The sequence below is a fragment of the Actinomycetes bacterium genome, from assembly GCA_035506535.1.
Taxonomy (GTDB): domain Bacteria; phylum Actinomycetota; class Actinomycetes; order DATJPE01; family DATJPE01; genus DATJPE01.
This window is the reverse complement of record DATJPE010000078.1, coordinates 1-21,819: the sequence shown is the minus strand read 5'-3', so window position 1 is coordinate 21,819 and position 21,819 is coordinate 1. Positions and strand designations below refer to the sequence as shown.

27 protein-coding genes, 1 other RNA gene and 1 pseudogene are annotated in these 21,819 nt (G+C 69.8%); 21 read left to right on the top strand and 8 right to left on the bottom strand.

What is annotated here, in order from left to right; all coding sequences use genetic code 11:
• The first annotated feature begins 14 nt into the window (after positions 1-14).
• The 4 genes from VMI11_13080 to VMI11_13065 are packed head-to-tail and all read left to right on the top strand — an operon-like array spanning position 15 to position 1,488.
• A complete protein-coding gene (locus tag VMI11_13080; GenBank protein HTY73340.1) occupies positions 15-206 on the top strand; it encodes a hypothetical protein in 192 nt (63 codons plus the stop codon).
• Between the two features lie 3 nt (positions 207-209).
• A complete protein-coding gene (locus VMI11_13075; protein ID HTY73339.1) occupies positions 210-617 on the top strand; it encodes a TadE/TadG family type IV pilus assembly protein in 408 nt (135 codons plus the stop codon).
• Entirely contained in the window at positions 614-1,039 is a 426-nt protein-coding gene (locus VMI11_13070) for a pilus assembly protein (GenBank protein ID HTY73338.1), read from the top strand. The genes VMI11_13075 and VMI11_13070 overlap by 4 nt, the downstream gene beginning before the upstream one ends.
• A complete protein-coding gene (locus VMI11_13065) occupies positions 1,036-1,488 on the top strand; it encodes a pilus assembly protein TadG-related protein (GenBank protein ID HTY73337.1) in 453 nt (150 codons plus the stop codon). Before VMI11_13070 ends, VMI11_13065 begins: the two co-directional genes overlap by 4 nt.
• 6 nt (positions 1,489-1,494) lie before the next feature.
• Here VMI11_13065 and VMI11_13060 read toward each other — a convergent pair whose 3' ends face one another.
• On the bottom strand, positions 1,495-2,025 hold the full coding sequence (locus tag VMI11_13060; protein ID HTY73336.1) for a GNAT family N-acetyltransferase: 531 nt from the start codon (positions 2,023-2,025) through the stop codon (positions 1,495-1,497).
• Positions 2,026-2,133: 108 nt separating this feature from the next.
• On the opposite strand from VMI11_13060, the gene VMI11_13055 reads away from it, so the two are divergent.
• Complete coding sequence (locus VMI11_13055; protein ID HTY73335.1) at positions 2,134-2,757, top strand: fasciclin domain-containing protein; 624 nt, start codon at positions 2,134-2,136, stop codon at positions 2,755-2,757.
• Between the two features lie 117 nt (positions 2,758-2,874).
• Here VMI11_13055 and VMI11_13050 read toward each other — a convergent pair whose 3' ends face one another.
• A complete protein-coding gene (locus VMI11_13050; protein ID HTY73334.1) occupies positions 2,875-3,255 on the bottom strand; it encodes a hypothetical protein in 381 nt (126 codons plus the stop codon).
• Between the two features lie 117 nt (positions 3,256-3,372).
• On the opposite strand from VMI11_13050, the gene prfB reads away from it, so the two are divergent.
• Complete coding sequence (gene prfB / locus VMI11_13045) at positions 3,373-4,482, top strand: peptide chain release factor 2 (GenBank protein HTY73333.1); 1,110 nt, start codon at positions 3,373-3,375, stop codon at positions 4,480-4,482.
• 1 nt (position 4,483) lies between these two features.
• Here the strand turns inward: prfB and VMI11_13040 are convergent, their stop codons facing one another.
• Complete coding sequence (locus tag VMI11_13040) at positions 4,484-5,431, bottom strand: hypothetical protein (protein HTY73332.1); 948 nt, start codon at positions 5,429-5,431, stop codon at positions 4,484-4,486.
• 66 nt (positions 5,432-5,497) lie between these two features.
• On the bottom strand, positions 5,498-6,457 hold the full coding sequence (locus tag VMI11_13035; protein ID HTY73331.1) for a hypothetical protein: 960 nt from the start codon (positions 6,455-6,457) through the stop codon (positions 5,498-5,500).
• Positions 6,458-6,591: 134 nt separating this feature from the next.
• Here VMI11_13035 and ftsE point away from each other — a divergent pair, with 134 nt between their 5' ends.
• From ftsE to ssrA, 8 genes are all read left to right on the top strand, one after another.
• A complete protein-coding gene (gene ftsE, locus VMI11_13030; GenBank protein ID HTY73330.1) occupies positions 6,592-7,281 on the top strand; it encodes a cell division ATP-binding protein FtsE in 690 nt (229 codons plus the stop codon).
• Between the two features lie 26 nt (positions 7,282-7,307).
• Positions 7,308-8,213 (top strand): permease-like cell division protein FtsX, encoded by a 906-nt coding sequence (gene ftsX, locus VMI11_13025; protein HTY73329.1) that lies wholly within the window; start codon positions 7,308-7,310, stop codon positions 8,211-8,213.
• 42 nt (positions 8,214-8,255) lie between these two features.
• A complete protein-coding gene (locus VMI11_13020; protein HTY73328.1) occupies positions 8,256-9,446 on the top strand; it encodes a S41 family peptidase in 1,191 nt (396 codons plus the stop codon).
• Between the two features lie 3 nt (positions 9,447-9,449).
• Positions 9,450-9,929, top strand: coding sequence for an SsrA-binding protein SmpB (smpB, locus tag VMI11_13015; GenBank protein ID HTY73327.1), 480 nt, complete (start codon positions 9,450-9,452; stop codon positions 9,927-9,929).
• 6 nt (positions 9,930-9,935) lie between these two features.
• Positions 9,936-11,798 carry a DUF2207 domain-containing protein gene (locus VMI11_13010; GenBank protein ID HTY73326.1) on the top strand — a complete coding sequence of 621 codons (1,863 nt, stop codon included), beginning with the start codon at positions 9,936-9,938 and terminating at the stop codon, positions 11,796-11,798.
• A 55-nt stretch (positions 11,799-11,853) separates the two neighbouring features.
• Positions 11,854-12,888 (top strand): hypothetical protein, encoded by a 1,035-nt coding sequence (locus VMI11_13005; protein ID HTY73325.1) that lies wholly within the window; start codon positions 11,854-11,856, stop codon positions 12,886-12,888.
• A gap of 5 nt (positions 12,889-12,893) precedes the next feature.
• Complete coding sequence (locus tag VMI11_13000; GenBank protein ID HTY73324.1) at positions 12,894-13,205, top strand: rhodanese-like domain-containing protein; 312 nt, start codon at positions 12,894-12,896, stop codon at positions 13,203-13,205.
• A 25-nt stretch (positions 13,206-13,230) separates the two neighbouring features.
• Positions 13,231-13,599, top strand: a transfer-messenger RNA (tmRNA) gene (gene ssrA / locus VMI11_12995).
• Between the two features lie 82 nt (positions 13,600-13,681).
• On the opposite strand, the gene VMI11_12990 is transcribed toward ssrA, so the two are convergent.
• Positions 13,682-14,188 (bottom strand): MarR family winged helix-turn-helix transcriptional regulator, encoded by a 507-nt coding sequence (locus tag VMI11_12990; GenBank protein ID HTY73323.1) that lies wholly within the window; start codon positions 14,186-14,188, stop codon positions 13,682-13,684.
• Between the two features lie 53 nt (positions 14,189-14,241).
• Here VMI11_12990 and VMI11_12985 point away from each other — a divergent pair, with 53 nt between their 5' ends.
• The 6 genes from VMI11_12985 (at position 14,242) to VMI11_12960 (ending at position 18,335) form a co-directional block, all read left to right on the top strand.
• Positions 14,242-14,535, top strand: coding sequence for a hypothetical protein (locus VMI11_12985; protein HTY73322.1), 294 nt, complete (start codon positions 14,242-14,244; stop codon positions 14,533-14,535).
• 74 nt (positions 14,536-14,609) lie between these two features.
• Positions 14,610-15,380, top strand: a complete 771-nt coding sequence (locus tag VMI11_12980; GenBank protein HTY73321.1) for a pirin family protein — start codon at positions 14,610-14,612, stop codon at positions 15,378-15,380.
• Between the two features lie 51 nt (positions 15,381-15,431).
• Positions 15,432-16,049, top strand: coding sequence for an isochorismatase family protein (locus VMI11_12975; protein ID HTY73320.1), 618 nt, complete (start codon positions 15,432-15,434; stop codon positions 16,047-16,049).
• Positions 16,050-16,059: 10 nt separating this feature from the next.
• Positions 16,060-16,401 carry a GYD domain-containing protein gene (locus VMI11_12970; protein ID HTY73319.1) on the top strand — a complete coding sequence of 114 codons (342 nt, stop codon included), beginning with the start codon at positions 16,060-16,062 and terminating at the stop codon, positions 16,399-16,401.
• A complete protein-coding gene (locus tag VMI11_12965) occupies positions 16,398-17,294 on the top strand; it encodes an MBL fold metallo-hydrolase (protein ID HTY73318.1) in 897 nt (298 codons plus the stop codon). The genes VMI11_12970 and VMI11_12965 overlap by 4 nt, the downstream gene beginning before the upstream one ends.
• Before the next feature lie 39 nt (positions 17,295-17,333).
• On the top strand, positions 17,334-18,335 hold the full coding sequence (locus tag VMI11_12960; protein HTY73317.1) for an LLM class flavin-dependent oxidoreductase: 1,002 nt from the start codon (positions 17,334-17,336) through the stop codon (positions 18,333-18,335).
• A gap of 408 nt (positions 18,336-18,743) precedes the next feature.
• Here the strand turns inward: VMI11_12960 and VMI11_12955 are convergent.
• The 3 genes and pseudogenes from VMI11_12955 to VMI11_12945 form a co-directional block, all read right to left on the bottom strand.
• Positions 18,744-18,968 (bottom strand): annotated as a pseudogene (locus tag VMI11_12955) (CGNR zinc finger domain-containing protein).
• A 30-nt stretch (positions 18,969-18,998) separates the two neighbouring features.
• Positions 18,999-19,688, bottom strand: a complete 690-nt coding sequence (locus tag VMI11_12950; GenBank protein HTY73316.1) for a response regulator transcription factor — start codon at positions 19,686-19,688, stop codon at positions 18,999-19,001.
• Entirely contained in the window at positions 19,685-20,860 is a 1,176-nt protein-coding gene (locus tag VMI11_12945; GenBank protein HTY73315.1) for a histidine kinase, read from the bottom strand. The genes VMI11_12950 and VMI11_12945 overlap by 4 nt, the downstream gene beginning before the upstream one ends.
• Before the next feature lie 163 nt (positions 20,861-21,023).
• Between VMI11_12945 and VMI11_12940 the strand changes: the two genes are divergently transcribed.
• The gene (locus tag VMI11_12940) at positions 21,024-21,674 is read left to right on the top strand and encodes a hypothetical protein (GenBank protein ID HTY73314.1); all 651 of its coding nucleotides are present in this window, start codon (positions 21,024-21,026) and stop codon (positions 21,672-21,674) included.
• Positions 21,675-21,819: the final 145 nt, after the last annotated feature.

Genomic DNA, 21,819 nt, shown 5'->3' with positions numbered 1-21,819 from the left:
GGCACACCGTGTCCATGACTCTGCTCCGTCTCACTGAGAAGGTGCGCCTGGCCTGGCGGGGCCGGCGCGACGAGCGCGGCGACGTACCCGGCTGGGTGCTGATCACCGTGATGACCGCCGGCCTGGTCTCCGGCCTGTGGGTCCTCGCGGGGCCGAAGCTCGGCGAGATCTTCAGCAACGCCATGGACAGCGTCACCGGACCCTGAGCCGTGGCGCCCGCATCCCGTGCGGGACGCGACCTCCGGCAGGACCGCGGCAGTGCCGTCGTCGACTTCGTGCTTGTCTCGGCGCTGCTCGTGGTGCTCGTGCTGGCCGTGGCGCAGCTCGCGCTGGCGATGCACGTACGCAACACCCTCATCGCCGCGGCGAGCGAGGGAGCGCGGTACGGCGCCGACGCGGACCGCACCCCCGCGGACGGCGCCGAACGGACCCGGGACCTGATCGCGTCGAGCCTGTCCTCGCGGTTCAACGGAGACGTCTCGGCCGACTACGACGAGGTGGACGGCGTGCCGGTCGTCACCGTGACTGTGCGCACCCGGCTCCCCCTCGTGGGCTGGCTCGGCCCGCCGCGGGGCCTCGTCGTGACCGGGCACGCCTACGCGGAGGCGACGTCATGAGGGGCGAGCGGGGGAGCGCGACGATCGAGTTCACCTTCCTGTCGGTCCTGCTGCTGGTCCCGTTGGTCTACGTCGTGCTCTCGGTCTCGCAGGTCCAGCGCAACGCCTACGCCGCCGCGGAGGCGGCCCGCGACGCCGGGCGGGCGTACGTGCGCGCGGACTCGGCGCAGGAGGGCGAGCGAGCGGCGTACGCCGCCGCGCGGCTGGCCTTCCGCGACCAAGGGCTGGAGCTGCCCGCGGACGCCGTGGCCATCAGCTGCTCCGCCGACCCGTGCCTGACCCCGGGGTCGCGGGTCGTCGTCTCGATCCGCGTCCGTGCGGTGCTGCCCGGGGTGCCGGCGCTCGCCCGTTCGGCGGCCTCGGTCGCGGTGAGCGCGAGGCACGTCGAGGTCGTGGACGCCTATCGGGAGGCGCCCTCGTGACGCGGCGGTGGGTGACGCCGCGCATGGCCGACGACGACGGGTCGATCCTGTTGCTCACCGTCGGGTTCACCGCGCTCGTCCTCGCGTTGGTGCTCGTGGTCGCCGACGCATCGAAGCTCTTCCTCACCCGCCGATCCCTGGTCGCGGCCGCCGATGGCGCAGCGCTGGCCGGGGTGCAGAACCTGGACCGGGCGACGTTCTATGCGGGCAAGAGCCCCGACGTACTGCCCCTCGACGCCTCGGCGGCCGCGGCGGCGGTGCGGGCGTACGTCGCCGACCTCGCCGACGAGTACGTCGACCTCGAGCTGGTGGACGTCCACGTCGGCGACGGCGTCGTCACGGTGACGCTGCGGGCGCGCAGCCGCCTGCCGTTCGCGGCGTACGTCGGCCGGCCGGACGGGGTCGTCGTCGAGGCCACGGCGCACGCGACCGCGCCGTACGTCGGGTGATGGCTGTCACGTCCGTCGCGCCACCGCGACGTAGGTGGCGCACGGCACGACGTCACCCTCGATGAGCAAGTCCTCCTCGGCCAGCAGGGCCATGCCGAGCCGCTCGGCCACGGCGCGGCTGCGCGCGTTCTCGACGTCGGTGACCGCGAGGACGCGCGGGTGGTGCGACAGCGCGTACGTCAGCCAGGCCCGCCCCGCCTCGGTGGCGTACCCGTGACCCCAGTGCTCGCGCGCCAGGCGCCACCCGAGCTGGACGTCGTCGGGGTACCACTCCTCGTGGGCCACGCCACACATGCCGAGGAACGCCCCGTCCGCGCGGCGCTCGACGGCGAGCAGGCCGATCCCCTCCTGGGCGAAGCGCTCGTTGGCCCACGCGGCGATGGCGTCGGACTCCGCGGCCGGGATCGGCCCGCCGAGGAACCGCGTCACGTCCGGATCGGCGTTCAGGGCGGCGTAGGTGGGCAGGTCGTCCACGCGGAAGGTCCGCAGCAGCAGCCGGGAGGTCGCGAGCACCACGTGTCCCGTCCACTCGACCACGGTGCCCCTCCCGGGCGGATCCTCCCACGGACCTGCATCCGCGCGACCCTCAGCGGCGGAAGAGAGGTCGAAGGGGGCACGCCCGCCCCCCGACCATGGAGGTGGCTCATGCGCCTGTCCCGACGTCTGGCCGGCGTGGTCGCGGTCCTTGCGGCCGCGGCCTCGATCGGCGTCGCCGCGGCACCCGCCCAGGCGAGCACGCTCGGTAACCGCCCGCTCGCCGCGCTGCTGCCGGCGACCGACAAGTTCGACAACAACCCCAACGATTTCGACATCGTCACCCACGCGGTGTACGCCGTGCTCGCGGCGAAGCCGAACTCACCCGTCGGCGTCCTGGCCAACGGCAACGTCAAGCTGACCGCGTTCCTGCCCAACGACTACGCCTTCGAGTCCCTCGTCGCCCGGCTCACTGGGAAGTGGCCGACGTCGGAGCAGGCGACGTTCAACGCGGTCGCGGGGCTCGGCATCGACACCGTCGAGCAGGTCCTGCTCTACCACGTCGTCCTCGGCAACCCCATCCAGGCCTGGCAGGCGCGTCGGGCCAACGGCGCCGTCCTGACCACCGCGCAGGGTGGCACCATCACGATCAAGACGCGCGGCCGCTACGACGTGCAGTTCATCGACGCCGACACCAAGCAGCCCAACCCGTGGCTGGTGTACTACGACATCAACGTCGGCAACAACCAGATCGCCCACGGCATCAGCCAGGTGCTGCTGCCGATCACCCTCTAGAGCCGCCCCCCGGCCCGGGACTTCGGCCCCGGCCCCGGATGCAATGAACGCGGCGTTGTGCGCCTCTAAGTCGCACAACGCCGCGTTCATTGCTTCCCACAACGGGGTGGCGCGAGGTCAGTAGGGCAGGTCGTCGGGCTGGACGTCGCGGTAGTCCGGGGTGGGCAGGGCGTCGAAGCGGACCGCGGCGATCGTCGTACGGCCTTCCAGCAGGGCTCGGCAGACCCGGTGCATCCCGTCCATGACGCGACCGTCCGGGCCGAGGATGATCGGGTACGCCGGATCGACCTCCTCGACCAGCCGCATGTGGGTGACCAGGACTCGCGGGGTGGCGCCGGACCCCGACTCGCTCCAGTAGTCGACATCGAGCTCCCAGATCGAGTCCAGTGCCGCGTCGACCACCGGGAAGCCGCGGGTGAGCTCGATCAGCCGGTCGACGTCCCACGCGTCGTAGGCCCTACCGCTCGCCCCCGGCCAGAAGTGGTACTGCTTGCGCACCCCGCCAGCATCCCAGCCCCCGGGTCTCCTTCCGAATGAACGCGGCGTTCTTGCGGACCTATTGGAGGAACGCCGCGTTCATTGCAAAGGGGGCGGGGCGGATACGCTGGCGAGACGATGGCCGTTGATCCGCAGGAAGCGCTGAAGGACCTCGAGTCGACGATGGCGTCGATCGAGGCGGTGGCCGACCTGCCCCGGTTGCGCAAGGAGCTCGAGGCGCTGAACGAGCAGGCGGCCGCCCCCGACCTGTGGGACGACCAGGAGAACGCCCAGGCGGTCACGTCGAAGCTGTCGGCGACCCAGAACGAGATCGCGCGCGTCGAGCAGCTGCGCCAACGCCTCGACGACCTCGGCGTTCTCTTCGAGCTCGCCGAGTCCGAGGACGACGCCGCCACCCGCGCCGAGGCGGAGGCCGAGCTCGAGAGCCTCGGCAAGGCGATCTCGGAGATGGAGGTCCGCACCCTGCTGTCCGGGGAGTACGACGCCCGCCAGGCGCTCGTCACGATCCGGTCCGAGGCCGGCGGCGTCGACGCCGCGGACTGGGCGGAGATGCTGTTCCGGATGTACCTGCGCTGGGCCGAGCGTCATGGCTATGCCACCGAGGTCTACGACACCTCCTACGCCGAGGAGGCCGGCATCAAGTCGGCCACCTTCGCCGTCAAGGCGCCGTACGCCTACGGCACGCTCAGCGTCGAGCAGGGCACCCACCGCCTGGTCCGGATCAGCCCGTTCGACAACCAGGGCCGCCGGCAGACCTCCTTCGCCGGTGTCGAGGTCGTCCCGGTCGTCGAGCAGACCGACCACATCGAGATCCCCGAGGACGAGATCCGCGTCGACGTCTACCGCTCGAGCGGGCCCGGCGGCCAGGGCGTCAACACCACCGACTCGGCCGTACGCCTCACGCACCTGCCCACCGGCATCGTCGTCTCCTGCCAGAACGAGCGCAGCCAGCTGCAGAACAAGGCCAGCGCGATGCTCGTCCTGCAGGCCAAGCTGCTCGAGCGCAAGCGCCAGGAGGAGCAGGCGAAGATCGACGCGCTCAAGGGCGACAACGCCGGCAGCTGGGGCAACCAGATGCGCTCGTACGTGCTCCATCCGTACCAGATGGTCAAGGACCTGCGGACCAACCACGAGACCGGCAACACCGCCGCTGTCCTCGACGGCGAGATCGACGACTTCATCGAGGCCGGGATCCGCTGGCGCAAGCAGCGCGAGCAGGCGAGCTGACTCAGCGCCCGCAGGCGCGGTACGTCAGCGCGCCCAGCGCGCGCGAGAGCCCGGCCGAGGCGAGCGTCGGCGTCACCGACCCGGCGCCGGGGGAGGACACGGTGTAGGTCAACGCGGCGTCGTACGCCCGCTCGATCGCGCTACGGCAGTCGCTCAGCCGCACGTCGACGGTGACGCCCAGGGCGGTGTGCGCGCCGACCGTCACCGGGCCAGGGGTCCGCGTGACCGCGACGAACCCGCCGCTGACGCCGATCCGGCTGACCCGCAGCGCCACTCCGCCCAGATCGGCGAGGCGCAGGTGCAGCCGCGCGCCGTCCGCGCCGAGCGGGTCAGCCCGGGCGACCGTCACGGAGAGTGGGTTGACCCCGCCGCCCGTCGCCGGGCACTGCGCCTCGAGGGCGTCCCAGAGCCGATCCAGGCCGTACGGCGAGACGAGCGCCTGCCGGTCCTTGCCAGCGCTCGTCCAGGTGACCAGCAGGACCGGGGGCGGCGCGGAGGCCGCCGACGCGGCGCAGGGGCGGAACAGCCGCAGGCTCGCCGCGGTCGGTGTGTCCGCGGCCAGGGTCCCCAGCGCCTGGACCTCGGTGGGCATGCCCACCTCCCGTTCCTCGACGGCGCGCCAGGACACCGCTGCCTGCCCAAGCGGGGCCGCGCCCTCGTCGACCATCGCGAGCTCGACCTCGCTGACCACGCCTCCGGCCGCGGGCGACCAGGTCACGTCGCCTCCCGCGGGAAGGACGACGAAGGCGTCCACCCGCGTCGGAGCGCCAGGACGCCGCGCCGGGTGGTCCGTCGCCTTGGCCACCGCCGCCCCCAGGATCGCGCCGCCGGCCAGCAGCGCCAGGGCGAGCCCGGCGACGACGCGACGACTCAGCGTCGGGCCCGGCCCGGTCGGCCCGCGACCGCCGCCCTCGAGGACGTCCAGACCGGCCGCGTCCCCGTCCCTCACCGCCGCCTCACCTGCCCTCCTCGCCGCCTGCGCCGGCTCTGGCTACGGAATTCGTGCGGCGCGGGTTCAGCGCCCGCTGCACGCGCGGTAGACGAGCTGGCCGACCGCGAAGGAGACGTCGGGCACGACCTGGGTCACCTCGTGGCGCTGGTTCGGGGAGTCCGCGCTCGCCACCGTGTAGCGGACCTGCACGGGATCGTCGGCCACGAGCGCCCCCCGGCAGTCGCCGATGCGCAGGTCCACGGTCGCATCGGCCTGGAAGTGGGGGAACACCTGGAGCGTCGCGGGCCGCTGCCCGGTCGAGACCGCCGTGCCGCGCGAGACGCGGACGTCACGGATGAGGACGTCGACCGAGGCCGGGTTGCTGAACTCCAGGCGCAGCCGGGCCCCTCGCGGTCCCAGGGGGGAGCTGCCCACCAGGCCAACGGACGTCGTCGTCGTCGGGTCGTCGACCGGGCAGGCCGCCGCCAGCTCGGCCCAGACGGCATCCAGCCCCAGCGGGTCCAGCACGGCCCGGCGCTGGTGGCCGTCCGGGGTCCGGGCAAGCACGTCCAGCCGCGGGACCTGCCCGGCACCGGCCGGCGTTGGGGTCGAACACGGCTGGACCAGGCTCAGCTCCACCCGGCCCGCTTCCCCGGGGGAGAGGTCTCGCAGGGTGACCGGAGCGGAGCCGGCGGGCAGGAAGGCCTGGTGGACGTCGTCCCACCCGACGTCCACCCGCGGCAGGGCCAACGGCCCGGCGTTGACGACGACGAGGTCCACGGTTCCGACCGCCGTCGCCTCCTCAGGGTGGGCGTCACTACCGCCCGGCACGACGATCGCGGTGAGCGAGAGCTCGCGGGCCGCGGCCGCCCGGCGCGACTGCTGCTCGCTGCCCCGTGCGGCGAGCCCGCCGAGGGCGACGCCGATCAGCAGGACGACCGCGAGGGCCGCGGCGAGGCGCGCGTGGCGTCGCACCGAGGATCCTTCGCCCGGCGGCGGCTGCTCACCGGCGAACTCCAGCACCTCGACGTCGACGTCTCTCACCGGGTCAAGCATGACGCGGCGCGGGCGCCCACGCGACACGCCGGTCACCGGGCAGGCCCGCGAAGCGACGTACAGTAGGCCGTCGGCCGGCCCCCTTCGCTTGCCCTGACCCCGAGCCCGGCCGATACCCCACCGTGATCCAGTTCAACGACGTCACCAAGCTCTATCCGTCCCAGCGTCGTGCCGCGCTCGAGCACGTCTCGCTGGAGGTGGAGAAGGGTGAGTTCGTCTTCCTCGTGGGGGCGAGCGGCTCCGGGAAGTCGACGTTCCTGCGCCTGGTGCTGAAGGAGGACCGTCCGACCTCGGGCCAGGTGTACGTGCTCGGCAAGGACCTCTCGAAGCTCTCGTCCTGGAAGGTCCCGCACCTGCGCCGCCAGATCGGCACCGTCTTCCAGGACTTCCGCCTGCTGCCCAACAAGACGGTCTTCGAGAACGTCGCGTTCGCGCTCGAGGTCATCGGCAAGCCGCGGCACACGGTCAACCGCGTCGTCCCCGAGGTGCTCGAGTTGGTGGGCCTCGGCGGCAAGGAGCACCGGCTGCCGAACGAGCTCTCCGGCGGCGAGCAGCAGCGCGTGGCCATCGCCCGGGCCTTCGTCAACCGGCCTCTCCTGCTCATCGCGGACGAGCCGACCGGGAACCTCGACCCGTCGACCTCCGTTGGGATCATGAAGCTGCTGGACCGGATCAACCGCACCGGGACCACCGTGGTCATGGCCACCCACGACGCGGTCATCGTCGACCAGATGCGCAAGCGAGTGATCGAGCTCGAGGGCGGCCACGTCGTCCGCGACCAGTCCCGCGGCGTCTACGGCTACTCCCGCTGAGACGCGCCTGAGGAGCTGAGGGATCGATGCAAGCGCACGTGGTCACGAGCGAGGTCTCCTCCGGCCTGCGCCGCAACCTGCTCATGACCGTGGCTCTGATCATCACGGTCATGGTCTCGTTGCTGCTGGTCATGATGGGCCTGGCGGTACGCCAGCAGGCCCGGCTCACCAAGGCCTTCTGGTACGGCAACATCGAGGTCACCGTCGCCCTGTGCGGCGAGGACTCCACCTCGCCCAGCTGCGCCGCGGGCCCGGTCACCCAGGACCAGCGCGACAGCATCGCAGCCGACCTGCGCGCCCTGCCGGACGTCGAGCGGGTGACCTACGTCTCCCAGCAGCAGGCGTACCAGCGCGCGCAGGTGCTGTTCAAGGGGCAGCCGATCCTGGCCAGCATCACCCCCGACCTGCTGCCGGAGACCTACGAGGTCAAGCTCACCGACCCGAAGAAGTTCGACGTGGTGTCGAGCGCGATCAGCGGGCGGCCCGGCGTCGACTACGTCGAGGACGAGCGCGACAAGCTGCGCGCGTTCTTCAACGTGCTGCGCTGGATGCAGATCGGCGCGCTCACGGTCGCGTTCGTCATGCTCGGGGTCGCGACGCTGCTCATCGTCAACACGATCCAGCTGTCGGCGTTCAACCGGCGCAGGGAGACCGGCATCAAGCGGCTGGTGGGCGCGAGCAACCTCTCGATCCAGCTGCCCTTCGTGCTCGAGGCCGTGGTGTCGACGCTCATCGGCGGCCTGCTCGCAGCCGGCGTCTTCGCGATGGTGGAGAAGGTCTTCTTCCGAGATCGCCTGCCGGAGAACGTACGGATCAGCGACTGGATCGGCTGGGGCACCGCCGGCGGGGTCATGATCTTCACCCTCGTCCTGGGTGTCGTGCTCGCCGCGGTGGCCTCGTTCGTCTCCCTGCAGCGATACCTGCGCGTCTGAGGCCGCGGTCCGGCCCCGCCGGCGCTCGTAGGATGGTCGGTCATGGCCGTCCTCAGGCCCCCGCTGCGGCGGGCGCTGTCGTACACCCTGGTCGCCGTGGTCGCCTTCGCGGCCGGTGGCCTGGTGACGTCCACGGCCGACCAGGACGGCTCCGCCAAGGGCTCCGACGCGGCCGCCAGCCCCGGCGTCCTCGACCAGGCGGCGGCCAAGATCGAGGCGGACGCCGAGCACCCGGTGAGCAAGGCGGCCCTGGAGAAGGCCGCGGTCGAGGGCATGCTCTCGGTCCTCGACGACCGGTGGTCCGCCTACTATCCCGCGCAGGACTACGCCGCGTTCAGCTCGGCCCTCGAAGGTCGCTACACCGGCGTCGGTCTCTGGCTGCGCCAGGCCATCGACGGGGAGATCACCGTGGCCAGCGTCCAGCCGGGCTCCCCGGCGGCGACCGCGGGGGTCACGGCGGGGGATCAGCTGCTGCTCGTCGGCAGCCAGGCGGTCACCGGCCACGGGGTCGCCGCCGCCGCGTCGGCGCTTCGCGGCAAGAGCGGGACCCCGGTGAGCGTGATCGTGCGTTCACCGGCGGGTGACGAGCGCAGCCTGACCCTGGTGCGCACCGACGTCAGCAGCGACTCGGTGACCGTCGAGCGCCTGTCCGGCGGGGTGCTGCGGATCGGGATCGGCTCCTTCACCTCCGGTGTGGGGCGCCAGGTCCGTGCGGCGCTCGCGGCCGAGCGGGGCCACCGCCTCTCCGGGGTGATCCTCGACCTGCGCGACGACCCGGGCGGACTCGTCGACGAGGCGGTCGAGGTCGCCGGCGCCTTCCTCAACGGTGGACCGGTGGTGTCCCTGGACCGCAGGGACCAGGGGCGCACCACGCTGGACGCGAGCCCGGGCGGAGACACGAGGACTCCGCTGGTCGTCCTGGTCGACGGAGGCACGGCGAGCGCGGCGGAGATCGTCACCGCCGCCCTGCAGGACCGCGGGCGCGCGGTGGTCGTCGGCTCGCGGACGTACGGGAAGGGGTCGGTCCAGGAGCCCTCGCGGCTGGCCGACGGCTCGGCGATCGAGATCACCGTGGGGACCTACGTCACGCCCGCCGGCCGGACCATCGACGGGGTCGGCATCGAGCCGGACATCTCGGTCGACCCGACCGCCTCACCGCGGGTGGCCGAGGCGCGGGCGCTCGAGGTGCTGAGCGGGCTGGTCGCCGCGGTCGGCCCGGCGGGGCGGGGCTGAGCCATGCCGCGTGAGGAGGGCCGCAAGCTGGTGGCCCAGAACAAGAAGGCGCGCCACGACTACCACATCGAGGACACCTACGAGGCCGGGCTCGTGCTCACCGGCACCGAAGTGAAGTCGCTGCGGGCCGGGCGTGCCTCGCTCGTCGACGGCTACGCCACGGTCAGGGACGGCGAGGTGTGGCTGCACAACGTGCACATCCCGGAGTACACCGAGGGGACCTGGAACAACCACGCCCCGCGACGGGTGCGCAAGCTGCTGCTGCGCAAGGGTGAGATCCACAAGCTGGTCGGCCGGACGAAGGAGACCGGCCTCACGCTCGTACCGCTCTCGCTGTACTTCAAGGACGGCTACGCCAAGGTCGAGCTCGCGGTGGCGCGGGGCAAGAAGACCTACGACAAGCGCCATGCGCTCGCCGAGCGGCAGGCGACACGCGAGACCCAGCGGGCGGTGGCCCGCCGCGCCCGCGGCCAGGAGGACTGAGCACCCATGAAACGGGGTGCCTCGCTCGCGTTCGTGGTGCTCGGGCTTGGGATGGCGCTGGCACTGGTGCTCGCGCCGGCGCTGGTCGGCGGGGCGTTCGGTGGGTCGCGGGCGTGGGCGCAGACCGGGGAGGTGACGCGGTCGTACGCCGTCACGGTCACCGTCGCCCGCGACGGCGTGACCCATGTGCGGGAGCGCATCGTCTACGACTTCGGCGACACCCCGCACCACGGGATCTACCGCACCATCCCCGTGGTCTACGACTACCCGCCGAAGCCGGCGTACGAGCGGGTCCTGGAGATCTCGAACATCCACGTGACCAGCGACGCCCCGGACCAGGTCAAGACCAGCCACTCCGGGCGCTACCTCGTGATCCGCATCGGGGACCCGAACAAGACGATCACCGGTCAGCACACGTACGTGCTCGGCTACGACGTCCGCGGCGCGCTGAACCGCTTCTCCGACCATGTCCAGCTCGACTGGAACGCCCTCGGCACGCAGTGGCAGGCACCCGTGGGGCTGGCCACGGTGAGCGTCAGCTTCCCCGCCAAGGTCACCAGCGTCGTGTGCTTCCAGGGCCCGCAGGGCGCGGCGCTGCCGTGCACCACGGCGGTCGTGCGGGGTGGAGTCGCCCACGTGAGCCAGCGCGACCTTGGCGCGGACGAGGGCGTGACCGTGTCGGTCGCGGCGCCGTCCGACGCGGTGGCAGCCGACGCCGCCCAGCCGATCCTCAAGGAGAAGTGGGCGGTCTCGCGGGCCTTCTCGGTGTCCGCTCCCACGGTCGGTGGCGCGGGCCTGGTTGCCCTGGCCGGGCTGTTCGGAGTCGGGGTCCTCGTCGGGCGCAAGGGCAGGGACAAGCGCTACGTCGGCCAGGTGCCCGGCCTCACCCCGGTCGGCGGCAGCGGCCCCGAGGAGACCGAGCCGCTGTTCGACCGGACCCCGGTCGCCGTGGAGTTCCAGCCACCCGACGGGCTGCGGCCTGGCCAGGTCGGGACGCTGCTCGACGAGCGGGTCGACCCGCTCGACGTCTCCGCGACGATCGTCGACCTCGCGGTGCGCGGCTACCTGCGCATCGAGGAGCAGGAGCGCGCGCACTGGTTCGCCTCGCGCGACTGGACCCTGGTCCAGCTGTCCACGGACTACAGCAAGCTCCTGCCCTACGAACAGGTGCTGCTGGCCAAGCTGTTCGCCGGGCGCTCCTCGGTCCAGGTCTCGGAGCTGAAGCGGACGTTCTCGAAGCAGCTCGAGGAGGTGAAGTCCGAGATGTACGTCGACGCCGTGCGCCAGGGCTTCTTCCGCTCCTCGCCGCAGTCGGTGCGCACGACGTGGACGGGGATCGGCCTGTTCGCGGTGGCCCTGGCCGTCGGGGCGACGTACCTGCTCGCCCGCTACACCCACGCGGGGCTCATCGGGCTGGGGCTCGTCGTCGCGGGGCTCGGCCTGCTCGCGGTCGCCCACCGGATGCCGGCGCGGACCGCCAAGGGGCGCGCCGCGCTGACCAAGACCCTCGGGTTCCGGCAGTACATCGCGACCGCGGAGGCCGAGCAGCTGCGCTTCGAGGAGCGGGAGGACATCTTCTCCCGCTACCTGCCCTACGCGATCGTCTTCCACGAGGCGGACCGCTGGGCGAAGGCGTTCGCCTCGATCGGCGCGGCGGGGGCCGTGGGCGCGGGCGGCGTCCCGGTCTCGCCGGCGCTGGCCTGGTACGTCGGCCCGCCCGGCTGGGACCTCGGGTCGCTGACGGACTCGCTGTCCTCCTTCGCGGCCACGACTGGGGCGGCCATGGCCGAGGCGCCGGTGTCCGCCGGGACCGGCGGGGCCACCTTCTCCGGCGGCGGCTTCGGCGGCGGGGGCGGGGGCTCCTGGTGAGTCATCACTCGTCAGGCGTCTAACCCGGCCAGCACCTGGCGCCGATAGCAGCGCCATGAGGAGCCTTCGCTCGCGCCGTACGCCGCTCGCCGTCGCTGCCGCACTCGCGGCGGGCGTACCACTCGTCCTGGTCAGCGGCGCGGCCCAGGCGGCCCCCGCGGAGAAGGCCGCCGCCGCGGTCGTGGCGAGCACACCCGTCGCCCACCACCTGCCGGGGACGACGTGCACGGCCTTCCCGGCGAGCAACTACTGGCACGCGGACATCTCGAAGCTGCCGGTGGACCCCCGCTCCGCGACCTGGCTGTCCCACATGTCGCCGAGCAGCAAGCTGCACCCCGACTTCGGGCCGTCGTACGGCGCCCAGCCCGTGCCGTACGGCATCCCGATCACCTACGTGTCCGGCACCCACGCCAAGGTGTCCGTGGTCTTCGGCTACTCCGACGAGAGCGACCACGTGAAGTACCCGCTTGGGTCCGACACCAAGATCGAGGGCGGGGCCAACGCCACCGGCGACCGGCACGCGATCATCGTGGACAAGAGCACGTGCAAGCTCTACGAGCTCTGGAACGCGAAGAAGTCGTCGAGCGGGGTCTGGCACGCCGGCTCCGGCGCCGTGTGGTCCCTGACGTCGAACAAGCTGCGCCCCGCCGGCTGGACCTCTGCCGACGCGGCCGGGCTGCCGATCATGCCGGGGCTGCTGCGCTGGGACGAGGTCAAGTACAACCGCATCGACCACGCCATCCGGTTCACGACCGACATCACGTCCACCCACTACCTGTGGCCGGCGCGCCACGAGGCGGGGTCGACGTCGAGCTGGGCCTACCCGCCGATGGGCGCGCGCTTCCGCCTCAAGGCGTCGTACCCGATCTCCGGCTACTCCGCTCAGGCGCAGGAGATCCTCAAGGCGATGAAGAAGTACGGTCTGGTGCTCGCCGACAACGGCTCCCCGTGGTACTTCCAGGGCACCCAGGACACCCACTGGCCCTCGGCGCTGCTCGACCAGCTCAAGAAGATCCCGGCGTCGGCCTTCCAGGCCGTCGACACCTCCTCGCTCATGGCCAGCTCGAGCAGTGGAGGCGTGGCAGGCTGATGTGCGTGGAGGCCAACATCACCGAGTTGCAGGTCGCCCTCGCCGAGGGCGCGCGTCTGGTCGACGTGCGTGAGGAGGAGGAGTACGTCCTCGGGCACGTGGCCGGCTCCGAGCTGGTCCCGATGCGCACCGTCCGCGGCCGCGTGGAGGACCTGCGGGGCGGCCAGCCGCTGTACGTCATCTGTGAGGTCGGCGCCCGCAGTGCGGTCGTGGCCGACTTCCTGGCGACCCAGGGCATCAGCGCGATCAACGTGGCCGGGGGGATGCACGACTGGCGCCGGTCGGGATATCCGGTGGAGACGGGCGTGCCGCGCTGACATACTCTGGAGGTACAACTGCACAGGGGGTGATTGGCTTCGACTTCGGACGTCGAGCCAGGGGAAGCGGGTCGAGGATGACGACACTGACCTCGTAAACCACGCGTCGTACTAAACACAAGTGCGAACTCAAACCGCACCCAGTTCGCTCTCGCTGCCTAAGCCTGAGTGACTGTGTCAGCCCGGGAGTGCTTCCGGCCCGGGATCTGGCATCGCTAGGAAGCTCACCTCTCGCCTCGGTCGCGGGGACGTGAGGAACACCAAACAGCGACTGGACCCGGCGACAGCTCGCCAGCATGACTGTCGGGGCCGAGTAGACCACTCGCTGGCTGCACCCGGAGAAGCCCTGGTTCACTGCCGAAGGACGCGGGTTCGATTCCCGCCACCTCCACTGGGGCGGCACCTTGATCGCCGCCCAACGTGAATCCGCCCAGACCCAGTTGTGCCCGATGATGCTGATGAGCGTCCGAAACTGATCAGTCGGGTTCAGCGCTGGCTGTTGGTTCGTCAGTGTCTGTTGCGTCGACGTGTTCTGCTTCGAGATGCGCTGTGACTGCGTTGGCGATCTCGGTCAACGTGTCGAGTTGCTCTGGGCTCAGGATGTCGACGAAGCAGTGCCGCACGGCTGCCAGGTGGATGGGAGCGGCTGCCTCAATTGCCTCCAGCCCAGCATCGGTGAGAACGACGTCAAACCCTCGAGCATCACTCGGACAGGACTCACGTCGCAGCGTTCCACGTCGTTCCATTCGGCCGACCTGGTGAGACAGCCGGCTGCGATCCCACCGCAGTGCTCGACCGAGGTCGCGGGATCGCAGCCGGCGTCCAGGGGCTTCTGACACCTGTACCAGTACCGCGTAGTCGGCCTCGGTGAGCCCGCTGTCGCGGGCCAGCTGGCGGGCCAGGTGGGCGGTCAATTCGGTACGAAGACGATGAAACCCCCGCCACGCCCGAGCTTCGCGGTCGTCCAGCCGCTTCGCATCCACGCATCGACCTTAGCAGTTTGTTGACATGTCCGCGTTCGCTCGATAGTTTGCGGATGTATCAACAAAAGCGAGTGGAGCAGGCGATGACCAAGATCGGCATCATTCTGGACCGCGCGCGGCCGGGCGGCGCTCGGGCGGCTGCGCACCGTCGACTGATCGCAGGAGAACTTCACGCAGCGGACGTCCGCCAGCAGGCAGCGCTGTCGCTGATGAGCGAGTTCGAGGACTTCCGCATCGTCGAGCCGGGTGACGACAACCGTCCGGTTCCCGACCTGCTCCTCGATCAGGCCAGTGCCTGGAGGACGGCGCTGACCGCGCGGCGTTCTGCTGCGGAGGTCGCCAAGTGATGAGCTCATTCTCCCGCGTGGTTGAGACGACCCCTCGGCACATCCCTGGCTTCGACGATCTCCAGTTCGTCGACATGGACGCGCTGGGCATCTCGAGCTCGATCGCGGTCATCGACGACTTCAGGGTGAGCGGACTTCCGTTCTCTCCGCACCCGCATGCGGGGTTCGCTGCAGTGACCTACGTGTTCGAGGATTCGCGCGGTGCGGTCCGGAGCCGGGCGTCCACAGGCGTCGACCTGACGATCGGGCCGGGCGGCATCGTCTGGAGCGAGGCCGGGCGCGGCGTCGTCCACGAGGAGGTGCCCGCTGACCAGGGCGTTCAGCTGCACGGGTTGCAGCTGTTCGTGAACCTGTCTGCGAGCCACAAGACGGGCGACCCGCGCGTCCTGTCCCTGCGCGGCGACGAGGTGCCGGAATGGCTGGGCGAGGAGGGCACTCGAGTCCGGGTGGTCGTCGGCGCGTTCCAGGGCGTCCCGTCGCCGCTGGTTCCGATCGAACCGTTCACCTTCCTGGACATTCATCTGTCGAGCGAGGTCAGTATCGACCTGCTGCCCGAGAACGTCACGGCGATCTACGTGCTTCAGGGTTCGGCTACGGCCCGGTTGCGCGAGGGACAGTACGTCGATCTCGGGTCACAGCAAGCAGTTGCCGTGCGCGGTGGTGCGGGCGCTCTGACCCTGAACGCGACGAGCCCGGCGACGCAGCTGCTCCTCCTTTCTTGCCGGGAAGTGTCCGAGCCCGTCGTCGCCGACGGCCCTTTCATCATGAACAGTCGCGAACAAGTCGCAGCGGCGGTGACCCGCTTCCGCAGCGGCGAGATGGGTCACCTCGCACCGCTCCACTAGCCATGCGCCCAGGGGACCGACCTCTGGCGTCCGTCGCAATGAGGAGGAACAATGCCCGAACCAACGCTGGAGCCGTTCACCCCGGACAACACGACGATCCTTATGGTGGACTACTCGATCGGATTCCTGAACTCGTTCCGATCGCATGCAGTTAGCGATCACCTGACCGCAACGGTCGCTCTGGCGAAGACAGCACTGAGCTTCAAGACCGGCTTCGTCGTCAACCTCGGTGGAGGTCAGAAGCCCTACCCGCAGCTGCTCGAGGCGCTGGGTGACCATCCGATCATCTATCGCGGCGGAGAATACAACGCCCTCGACAACGCCGAGGTGGCGAAGGCAGTCGAGGCCGCCGGGCGCCCCCGGCTCGTCATCGGCGGAATATCCACTGACGGTTGCGTGATCGAGACCGCGTTCGGTGCCCTGCGCGCGGGGTACACCGTTGGTCTCGTTGCCGATGCGACCGCGGGGGAAAGCCGTGAGACCCACGATCTAGCGGTACAGCGGATGGTCCAGGCCGGGGTGATCCCGTTGAGCTGGCTCTCGCTGGCGACGGAGCTTCAAATGGACTGGTCGCGCGGTGACACCGCGAATGCTTACTTCGAGCTCATCGCCGAGGCGTCGCCGGGCATCATGGCTAGCGTCCAGTCCGAGCACGCAGTGCCGGCGTAACGAGCCGACGATGCCGCACTTTCTCGTGCAGTTCAGCTACACGCCGAGTTCGGTGGCCAACCTGGTGCACGAGCCTGACGTCGACCACGCCGCGCAGGCCGCGGCGATGGTCGCGTCAGTCGGCGCCACGATGCTCGGATACTGGTACTGCTTCGGCGAGTTCGACGGCGCCGTCGTATTCGAGGCCCCAGATCCAGCGGCCGCAGCCGCAATCGCGATGGCGATTCGCGCCACCGGCGAAGTCACGCGCATGCAGACGACTGCTCTGCTCACGATGGACGAGGCGCGGAAGGCCGCGCATCGCGCAGCGGCTGCGACCCATCTGCCGCCCACCGGAAGTTCAGATCAGTGACCGACGAGCGAGCCCCCTTCGGCCGGCCGGTTATCGACACCGACGACGTCGAGGAGCTCTCAGACGGGGTCTGGATCATCCCTGACCGTGACCACACGCCCCTGGTGCCGAACGTCGGCATCGTCGTGGGGGAGCGCCGCACCCTGGTCATCGACACTGGTCTTGGGACGAGCAATGCGCGTGCGGTGGCGGGGCTCGCCCGCCGATTGGGTGAGGATCGCCCGGTCTTCGTCACGCATACACACGCTCACCCGGAACACGGCTTCGGAGCCAACGCGGTGCACGACGACGTGACGATTCTGTGCAACCTGACGCAATGGCACGAGGTGCAAGAAAAGGGACCGGTGCTCCTCGGCGTGTTCCGGGGCCTCATGCCGATGCTCGCCGACATGTTCGAAGGCATCGCGTTCGTTCGTCCGCACGTCATGTATACCGGCTATCTGCAACTCGACCTCGGAGGCGACAAGCTCGTCGAGTTCCATGAGGTCGGTGGCGCACACTCTCGCGGCGATCAGGTGTTGCTGGTTGTCGGCGAGGAGCCGGTGCTCTTCACGGGTGACCTCGTCGAAGAAGGATTGTTCAGCGTGCTCGGCGACGACGAGTCGCACGCAAGGCCCTGGATTGACCGACTAGAGCGGCTGCAGAGCCTCGGAGCGCATCATGTCGTTCCTGGCCATGGCCATGTCGGCGGCCCGGAGCGGATCGCGGACACGCTCGCGTATTTCGAGCTCGCCCGGCGGAGGGTCAGCGAGCTCCACGCGGCCGGCGAGCTCAGCGAAGCCAAGATCATCGACCGCGTCACTGCCGAACTTGTCGATCTGAATCCGACATGGCGCAACCGAGAGTGGGCGCGAAAGACCGTCGAAGACTTCGCCTGGCCCGCACGCCCGTGATTGCCGCTGTCCCGATCCGGTGTCATTCCAGGAGTGCGCATGCCTGACTACGGACATGATCTGGCGTTCGGCACCTTCGTTGCCCCACAGAGCGCCCGTCCACAGCATGCTGTCGAACTCGCACGCCAGACCGAGCGCGCGGGACTGGACCTGATCACATTCATGGACCACCCGTACAACCCCGGACTGCTTGACACGTGGACCCTGCTCTCCTACGTCGCCGCGCGAACCGAACGCATTCGCCTCTCCGGATACGTGCTCAACCTTCCGCTGCGGCCTCCGGGGCTGCTCGCGCGTGCCGCCGCGAGCCTCGACCTGCTCTCCAGCGGCCGCTTCGAGCTCGGCCTCGGCCCGGGCGACACGTTTACTCTCGACGCAGCCGCGGCGATCGGTGGCGACGTGCCGGCGACGCGGGGCGGACAGATCGACGCGTTGAGCGAGGCGATCGACATCATTCGGCAGACGTGGGCTGTGAGTTCGTCGGGGCCTATGCATTTCGCGGGCAAGCACTACCAGGTCGCCGGCGAGCGTGGGCCTAAGCCCGCCCACGACATCGCGATCTGGGTACCGGCCGGCGGGCCTCGTGCGCGGCAGCTGGTCGGGCGCAGCGCCGACGGGTGGATCTCGGGAGGCGCGTGGATGACCGACGTCTCGCGTGAGCTCGCCGCCGGCAACCGCGCCATCGACGATGCAGCGACGATGGCCGGCCGGGATCCGCGGGCAATCCGCCGAATCTTCGACTTCCACGGGACCTTCGACCGTTTCGGCCGCGGGTACACCCAAGGCTCGCCCGCCCAATGGGTGGACGCGCTCCTGCCTCTGGCAGTCGATCACGGTATCGCGACGTTCGTCCTCGTCGCCGACGACGCTCACCCGATCGCCCTATTCGGTGATGAAGTAGCGCCCGCGTTGCGTGAGGCGGTCGCCGGCGCGCGCGGCACCGTCAAGAGGTCCTCGACGACGGCGGGCGAACGCGAGCCCAGCGCGGACGGTTACATCGACGTCGACCAGGTCCGACGTCGGGATGATCGGGCTGGCTAGGTGCTGAATGCGAGGCCCGGAACTGCGAGCTGTTGGCGAGGCGCTGCTACGCGGCACCCGAAAGCGGATGGCTGCCGAGACTGCCGATCAGGATCGGTAGCCGCCTCGTGGTCGGAGCGGTACGCCGGTTCGCCGCAACAATCTGAGGACCGAGGTCTTGCCGATGCCATAGTTCAGGGCAAGGACTCTCGTACTCGCGCCGGCCTGGTAGGCCGCGATCAGCTCCTGGAGATCGTCCCCCAGCCGATCGGAGACCTTGTGCGGAGAACACTCTTTCGGGTACGGGCGATCGATTCGCTCCCAGTTGGGCAGTTTGGCTAGCAAACTCTGAAGAGCGGCTGGAGGGTTCTGATACCGGCCCGCCACCTCCACTCTGTGATGTCTCGCGCCATCGGTGCCATGGCCTGGTCAGGAGGCCTCGCCGCCCTGGTGCTTGCGCGCGCGGTACGCCGCCACGGCCGCGCGGTTGCCGCAGCCCGCGTCGCAGTACCGCTTGGAGCGGTTCTTCGACAGATCGAGGACGACGCTGCTGCAGGTCGGGTAGTCGCACACGCGCAGGCGGGAGAGCTCGTCGGCGCGGACGACGTCGATCATCGCCATGGCCGCCTCGACGGCCATCCGGGTCGCCGCGAGCTTGGTATCCAGGAGCGACCTTCCTGGAGCCTATTTGCCCAGGTGATCGTCTCTCGCGCCGGGGGCGACCAGGCCCTGTTCGTAGGCGTATACGACGATCTGGACTCGGTCGCGAAGCCCGAGTTTGCTGAGGAGGCGGGCCACGTATGACTTCACGGTGGCTTCGCTGACGAAGAGGTCAGCGGCAATTTCCGCGTTGGACTTCGCCTGTGCAACGTGGAGGAGAACCTCGAGCTCCCGCTCGGAAAGCGTCAGCCGAGCGTGCTCTGCTGCGGACGAGGCGGGCGGGACACGGCAGTACTCCTCGATGAGTCTTCGAGTGATGCCCGGGTCCAGCAACGCGTCCCCGCGGGCCACGGACCGTACCCCCCGAGTGAGCTGGTCGCGGGTCGCATCCTTCAGCAGGAACCCGCTTGCGCCTGCTCGCAGCGCGAGGAACACGTACTCGTCGAGATCGAAGGTGGTCAGGATGAGCACGCGGGCGCGGGCCCCGGTCGAGGCAATCCGGGTGGTCGCCTCGATCCCGTCCATGACGGGCATCCGGATGTCCATCAGGACGACGTCGGGGTCGAGCTCCTCCACGCGTTGCACTGCCGCGATCCCAGATCGGGCTTCACCGATGACCCTGAAATCTGCCTCCGCCTCGAGCATCATCCGGACACCCTCACGCACGAGATCCTGATCGTCGGCAAGAACGATCCGGATGGTCTCCTCGGTCATGTGGCGGGGTCGAGAAGGCACACAGCGCGTACCCGGTAGCCGCCGGCGGCCTGTGGCCCCGCCTCGAATGTGCCACCGAACAGTGCCGTTCGCTCTCTCATGCCGACGAGGCCGTGGCCCGGGGTTTGGTGTTCGTCGTGACGCGTACCGTTGTCCGCGATCTCGATCTCCACTGCCTGACTCGAGACGTCGACCGAGACCCTGGCCTTGGACGCGCCGGAGTGCCGGAGCACATTCGTGAGTGCCTCCTGGACGATGCGATACACGGAGAGCGCCAGAACGTCCGGCAACCCTCGTTCCAAGCCGTCGGTCGTCATCTCGACGTGGAGTCCCGCCTCCTCGAACTGGCTTGCGAGCGCCGGGAGGTCGCCTAGCCCTGGCTGAGGCCGGAGGTCAGCGGCGCCGTCGTGTTCTCGGAGCACACCCAGGAGGCGCCTCATCTCGGCCAACGATTCCCGTCCGCTGTTCTCGATCTTCTCCAAGGTGGCCGCATTGTCGGGGTTGCTGCTGCGTGCGCCGGAGGCTTGGACGACGACGACGCTGAGGTGGTGCGAGACGACATCGTGCAGTTCTCGGGCGAGGCGAGCACGTTCCTCCGCGACGGCAGCTGCCGTTCGCGCTTCGGCCGTATGTGCCCTAGCGGCATGAAGGCGCCCCTCGCGGCGGGTGCTCACTGCAAGGCCCCACAGCCAAGCCCCGACGAGCGCTGCTGCGAAGAAGGACGCGGCCCACAGTTGGCCGGCTTCGCCGGTGCGGACGTCTGCGTTGGCGGCGGCGTACACGATGTACCCCACGGCAGCTGTTCCCAGACCCGCGAGCGCGCGCATCCGACGTGAGTAGGCGGCCACCGAGAACGCGCCCAGCCCCAGCGCGTAGATCATCTGCAGTCCCTCGGGGGAGTCGTCGCTCAGGACCGCTTGAAGAACGACCGCGAGGATGATGAGCGCGAAGGAGATGAGGGGGGCTCGACGTCGTAGCGCTAGTGGCCCCGCGAGCAGTACCGGGAAGACCGCCACGAACCAGGACGGACCCGCCACTGGATCCCCGACCGGGTTACCAGCGAAGAATGTCACATAGCCGAGCGCGACGCCGACCGCGGCGAGCCCGACGTCGACCGCGTCGCGTCGGTCGAACCTCCGCCAGCGCACGCGTCCACGGTAGTCGCGGGCCACGAATGCCGGCAGTAGCCATAAGGCTATGAGCCCCCTTCCTCAGGTCGATCAGGCCGGATCCCTCCGGGTGATGCGGGCAAATCCCGAGCGCTCCTAGCGTCCCCGGTCATCCCAGCACTGATCCCTTCGGAGGCTCGTCATGGACCCACGCCGGATCCCCGCCTTGACCAATGCGACCACCCTCGTCCTCGCCCCCGTTGCCGGGTGTGTTGCCGCGCTCGCGAACCCGGCCCTTCGCCCCTCCGCGGTGGAGGAGCTGGCGGGCATCGCAGCGCATCCGCGGGCGTTCTATGTTTACGGCTGCGCCATCTTCGTCAGCTCAGTTCTGTTGATACCTGCCCTCTTCGGGATCATGAGTCTGTTGCGTCAGAACCATCCGTGGGCGTACGTCGCCGGCGGAGTAGCTCAGCTCGGCATGCTCATCGCCATCGGCGACGCAGCCACGGAACTCGTGTTCTGGCGGATGGGTTCGACGCAGGGAAACTCCGAGGCGATGGCTCACTTGGCATCCCAGTACGAATCGTCCTCCGGCGTGGAGATCTTCTACAACGTGGGCGCAGTGGCGATGCTGGGAGTGTTCGTTGTCTCGGCCGTCTTGTGGCGTGCGCGGCTGGTCCCACACTGGGCCTGTGCATGTTTGGCCGCCTGCTTGGTCCTGAACATCGCGGGCTTCACCCTCGCGAGCAAGCCGGTACTCCTCGCGAGTTACGTCGTCATGCTGGCGGGCTTCTCGAGGATGGTGCCGATGGTTCTCCGGACTGCTGACCAGGCATCCGAGGACCGCTTGGTCGGGCAGCTGCAGCAGGTGCATTGACCACGCCTGAGGACCACGTCCGAAGGTTGTCACAGGCGTTCCGTACGGAACGTGCCAACCGAGAAGATGTCAGAGCCTGGTCAGGAGGCGTCGGCGGCGTGCTGCTTGCGCGCGCGGTACGCCGCCACGGCCGCGCGGTTGCCGC

Excerpts from the sequence above, each read along its gene's own strand:
- VMI11_12970 (HTY73319.1), top strand. The coding sequence starts at position 16,060 with ATGCCGCACTTTCTCGTGCAGTTCAGCTACACGCCGAGTTCGGTGGCC.
- VMI11_12975 (HTY73320.1), top strand. The coding sequence starts at position 15,432 with ATGCCCGAACCAACGCTGGAGCCGTTCACCCCGGACAACACGACGATC.
- VMI11_12950 (HTY73316.1), bottom strand. The coding sequence starts at position 19,688 with ATGACCGAGGAGACCATCCGGATCGTTCTTGCCGACGATCAGGATCTC.
- ftsX (HTY73329.1), top strand. The coding sequence starts at position 7,308 with ATGCAAGCGCACGTGGTCACGAGCGAGGTCTCCTCCGGCCTGCGCCGC.
- smpB (HTY73327.1), top strand. The coding sequence starts at position 9,450 with ATGCCGCGTGAGGAGGGCCGCAAGCTGGTGGCCCAGAACAAGAAGGCG.
- VMI11_13005 (HTY73325.1), top strand. The coding sequence starts at position 11,854 with ATGAGGAGCCTTCGCTCGCGCCGTACGCCGCTCGCCGTCGCTGCCGCA.
- VMI11_13080 (HTY73340.1), top strand. The coding sequence starts at position 15 with ATGACTCTGCTCCGTCTCACTGAGAAGGTGCGCCTGGCCTGGCGGGGC.
- VMI11_13055 (HTY73335.1), top strand. The coding sequence starts at position 2,134 with ATGCGCCTGTCCCGACGTCTGGCCGGCGTGGTCGCGGTCCTTGCGGCC.
- VMI11_13010 (HTY73326.1), top strand. The coding sequence starts at position 9,936 with ATGAAACGGGGTGCCTCGCTCGCGTTCGTGGTGCTCGGGCTTGGGATG.
- VMI11_13070 (HTY73338.1), top strand. The coding sequence starts at position 614 with ATGAGGGGCGAGCGGGGGAGCGCGACGATCGAGTTCACCTTCCTGTCG.
- VMI11_13020 (HTY73328.1), top strand. The coding sequence starts at position 8,256 with ATGGCCGTCCTCAGGCCCCCGCTGCGGCGGGCGCTGTCGTACACCCTG.
- VMI11_12980 (HTY73321.1), top strand. The coding sequence starts at position 14,610 with ATGGACGCGCTGGGCATCTCGAGCTCGATCGCGGTCATCGACGACTTC.
- VMI11_12985 (HTY73322.1), top strand. The coding sequence starts at position 14,242 with ATGTATCAACAAAAGCGAGTGGAGCAGGCGATGACCAAGATCGGCATC.
- VMI11_12960 (HTY73317.1), top strand. The coding sequence starts at position 17,334 with ATGCCTGACTACGGACATGATCTGGCGTTCGGCACCTTCGTTGCCCCA.
- prfB (HTY73333.1), top strand. The coding sequence starts at position 3,373 with ATGGCCGTTGATCCGCAGGAAGCGCTGAAGGACCTCGAGTCGACGATG.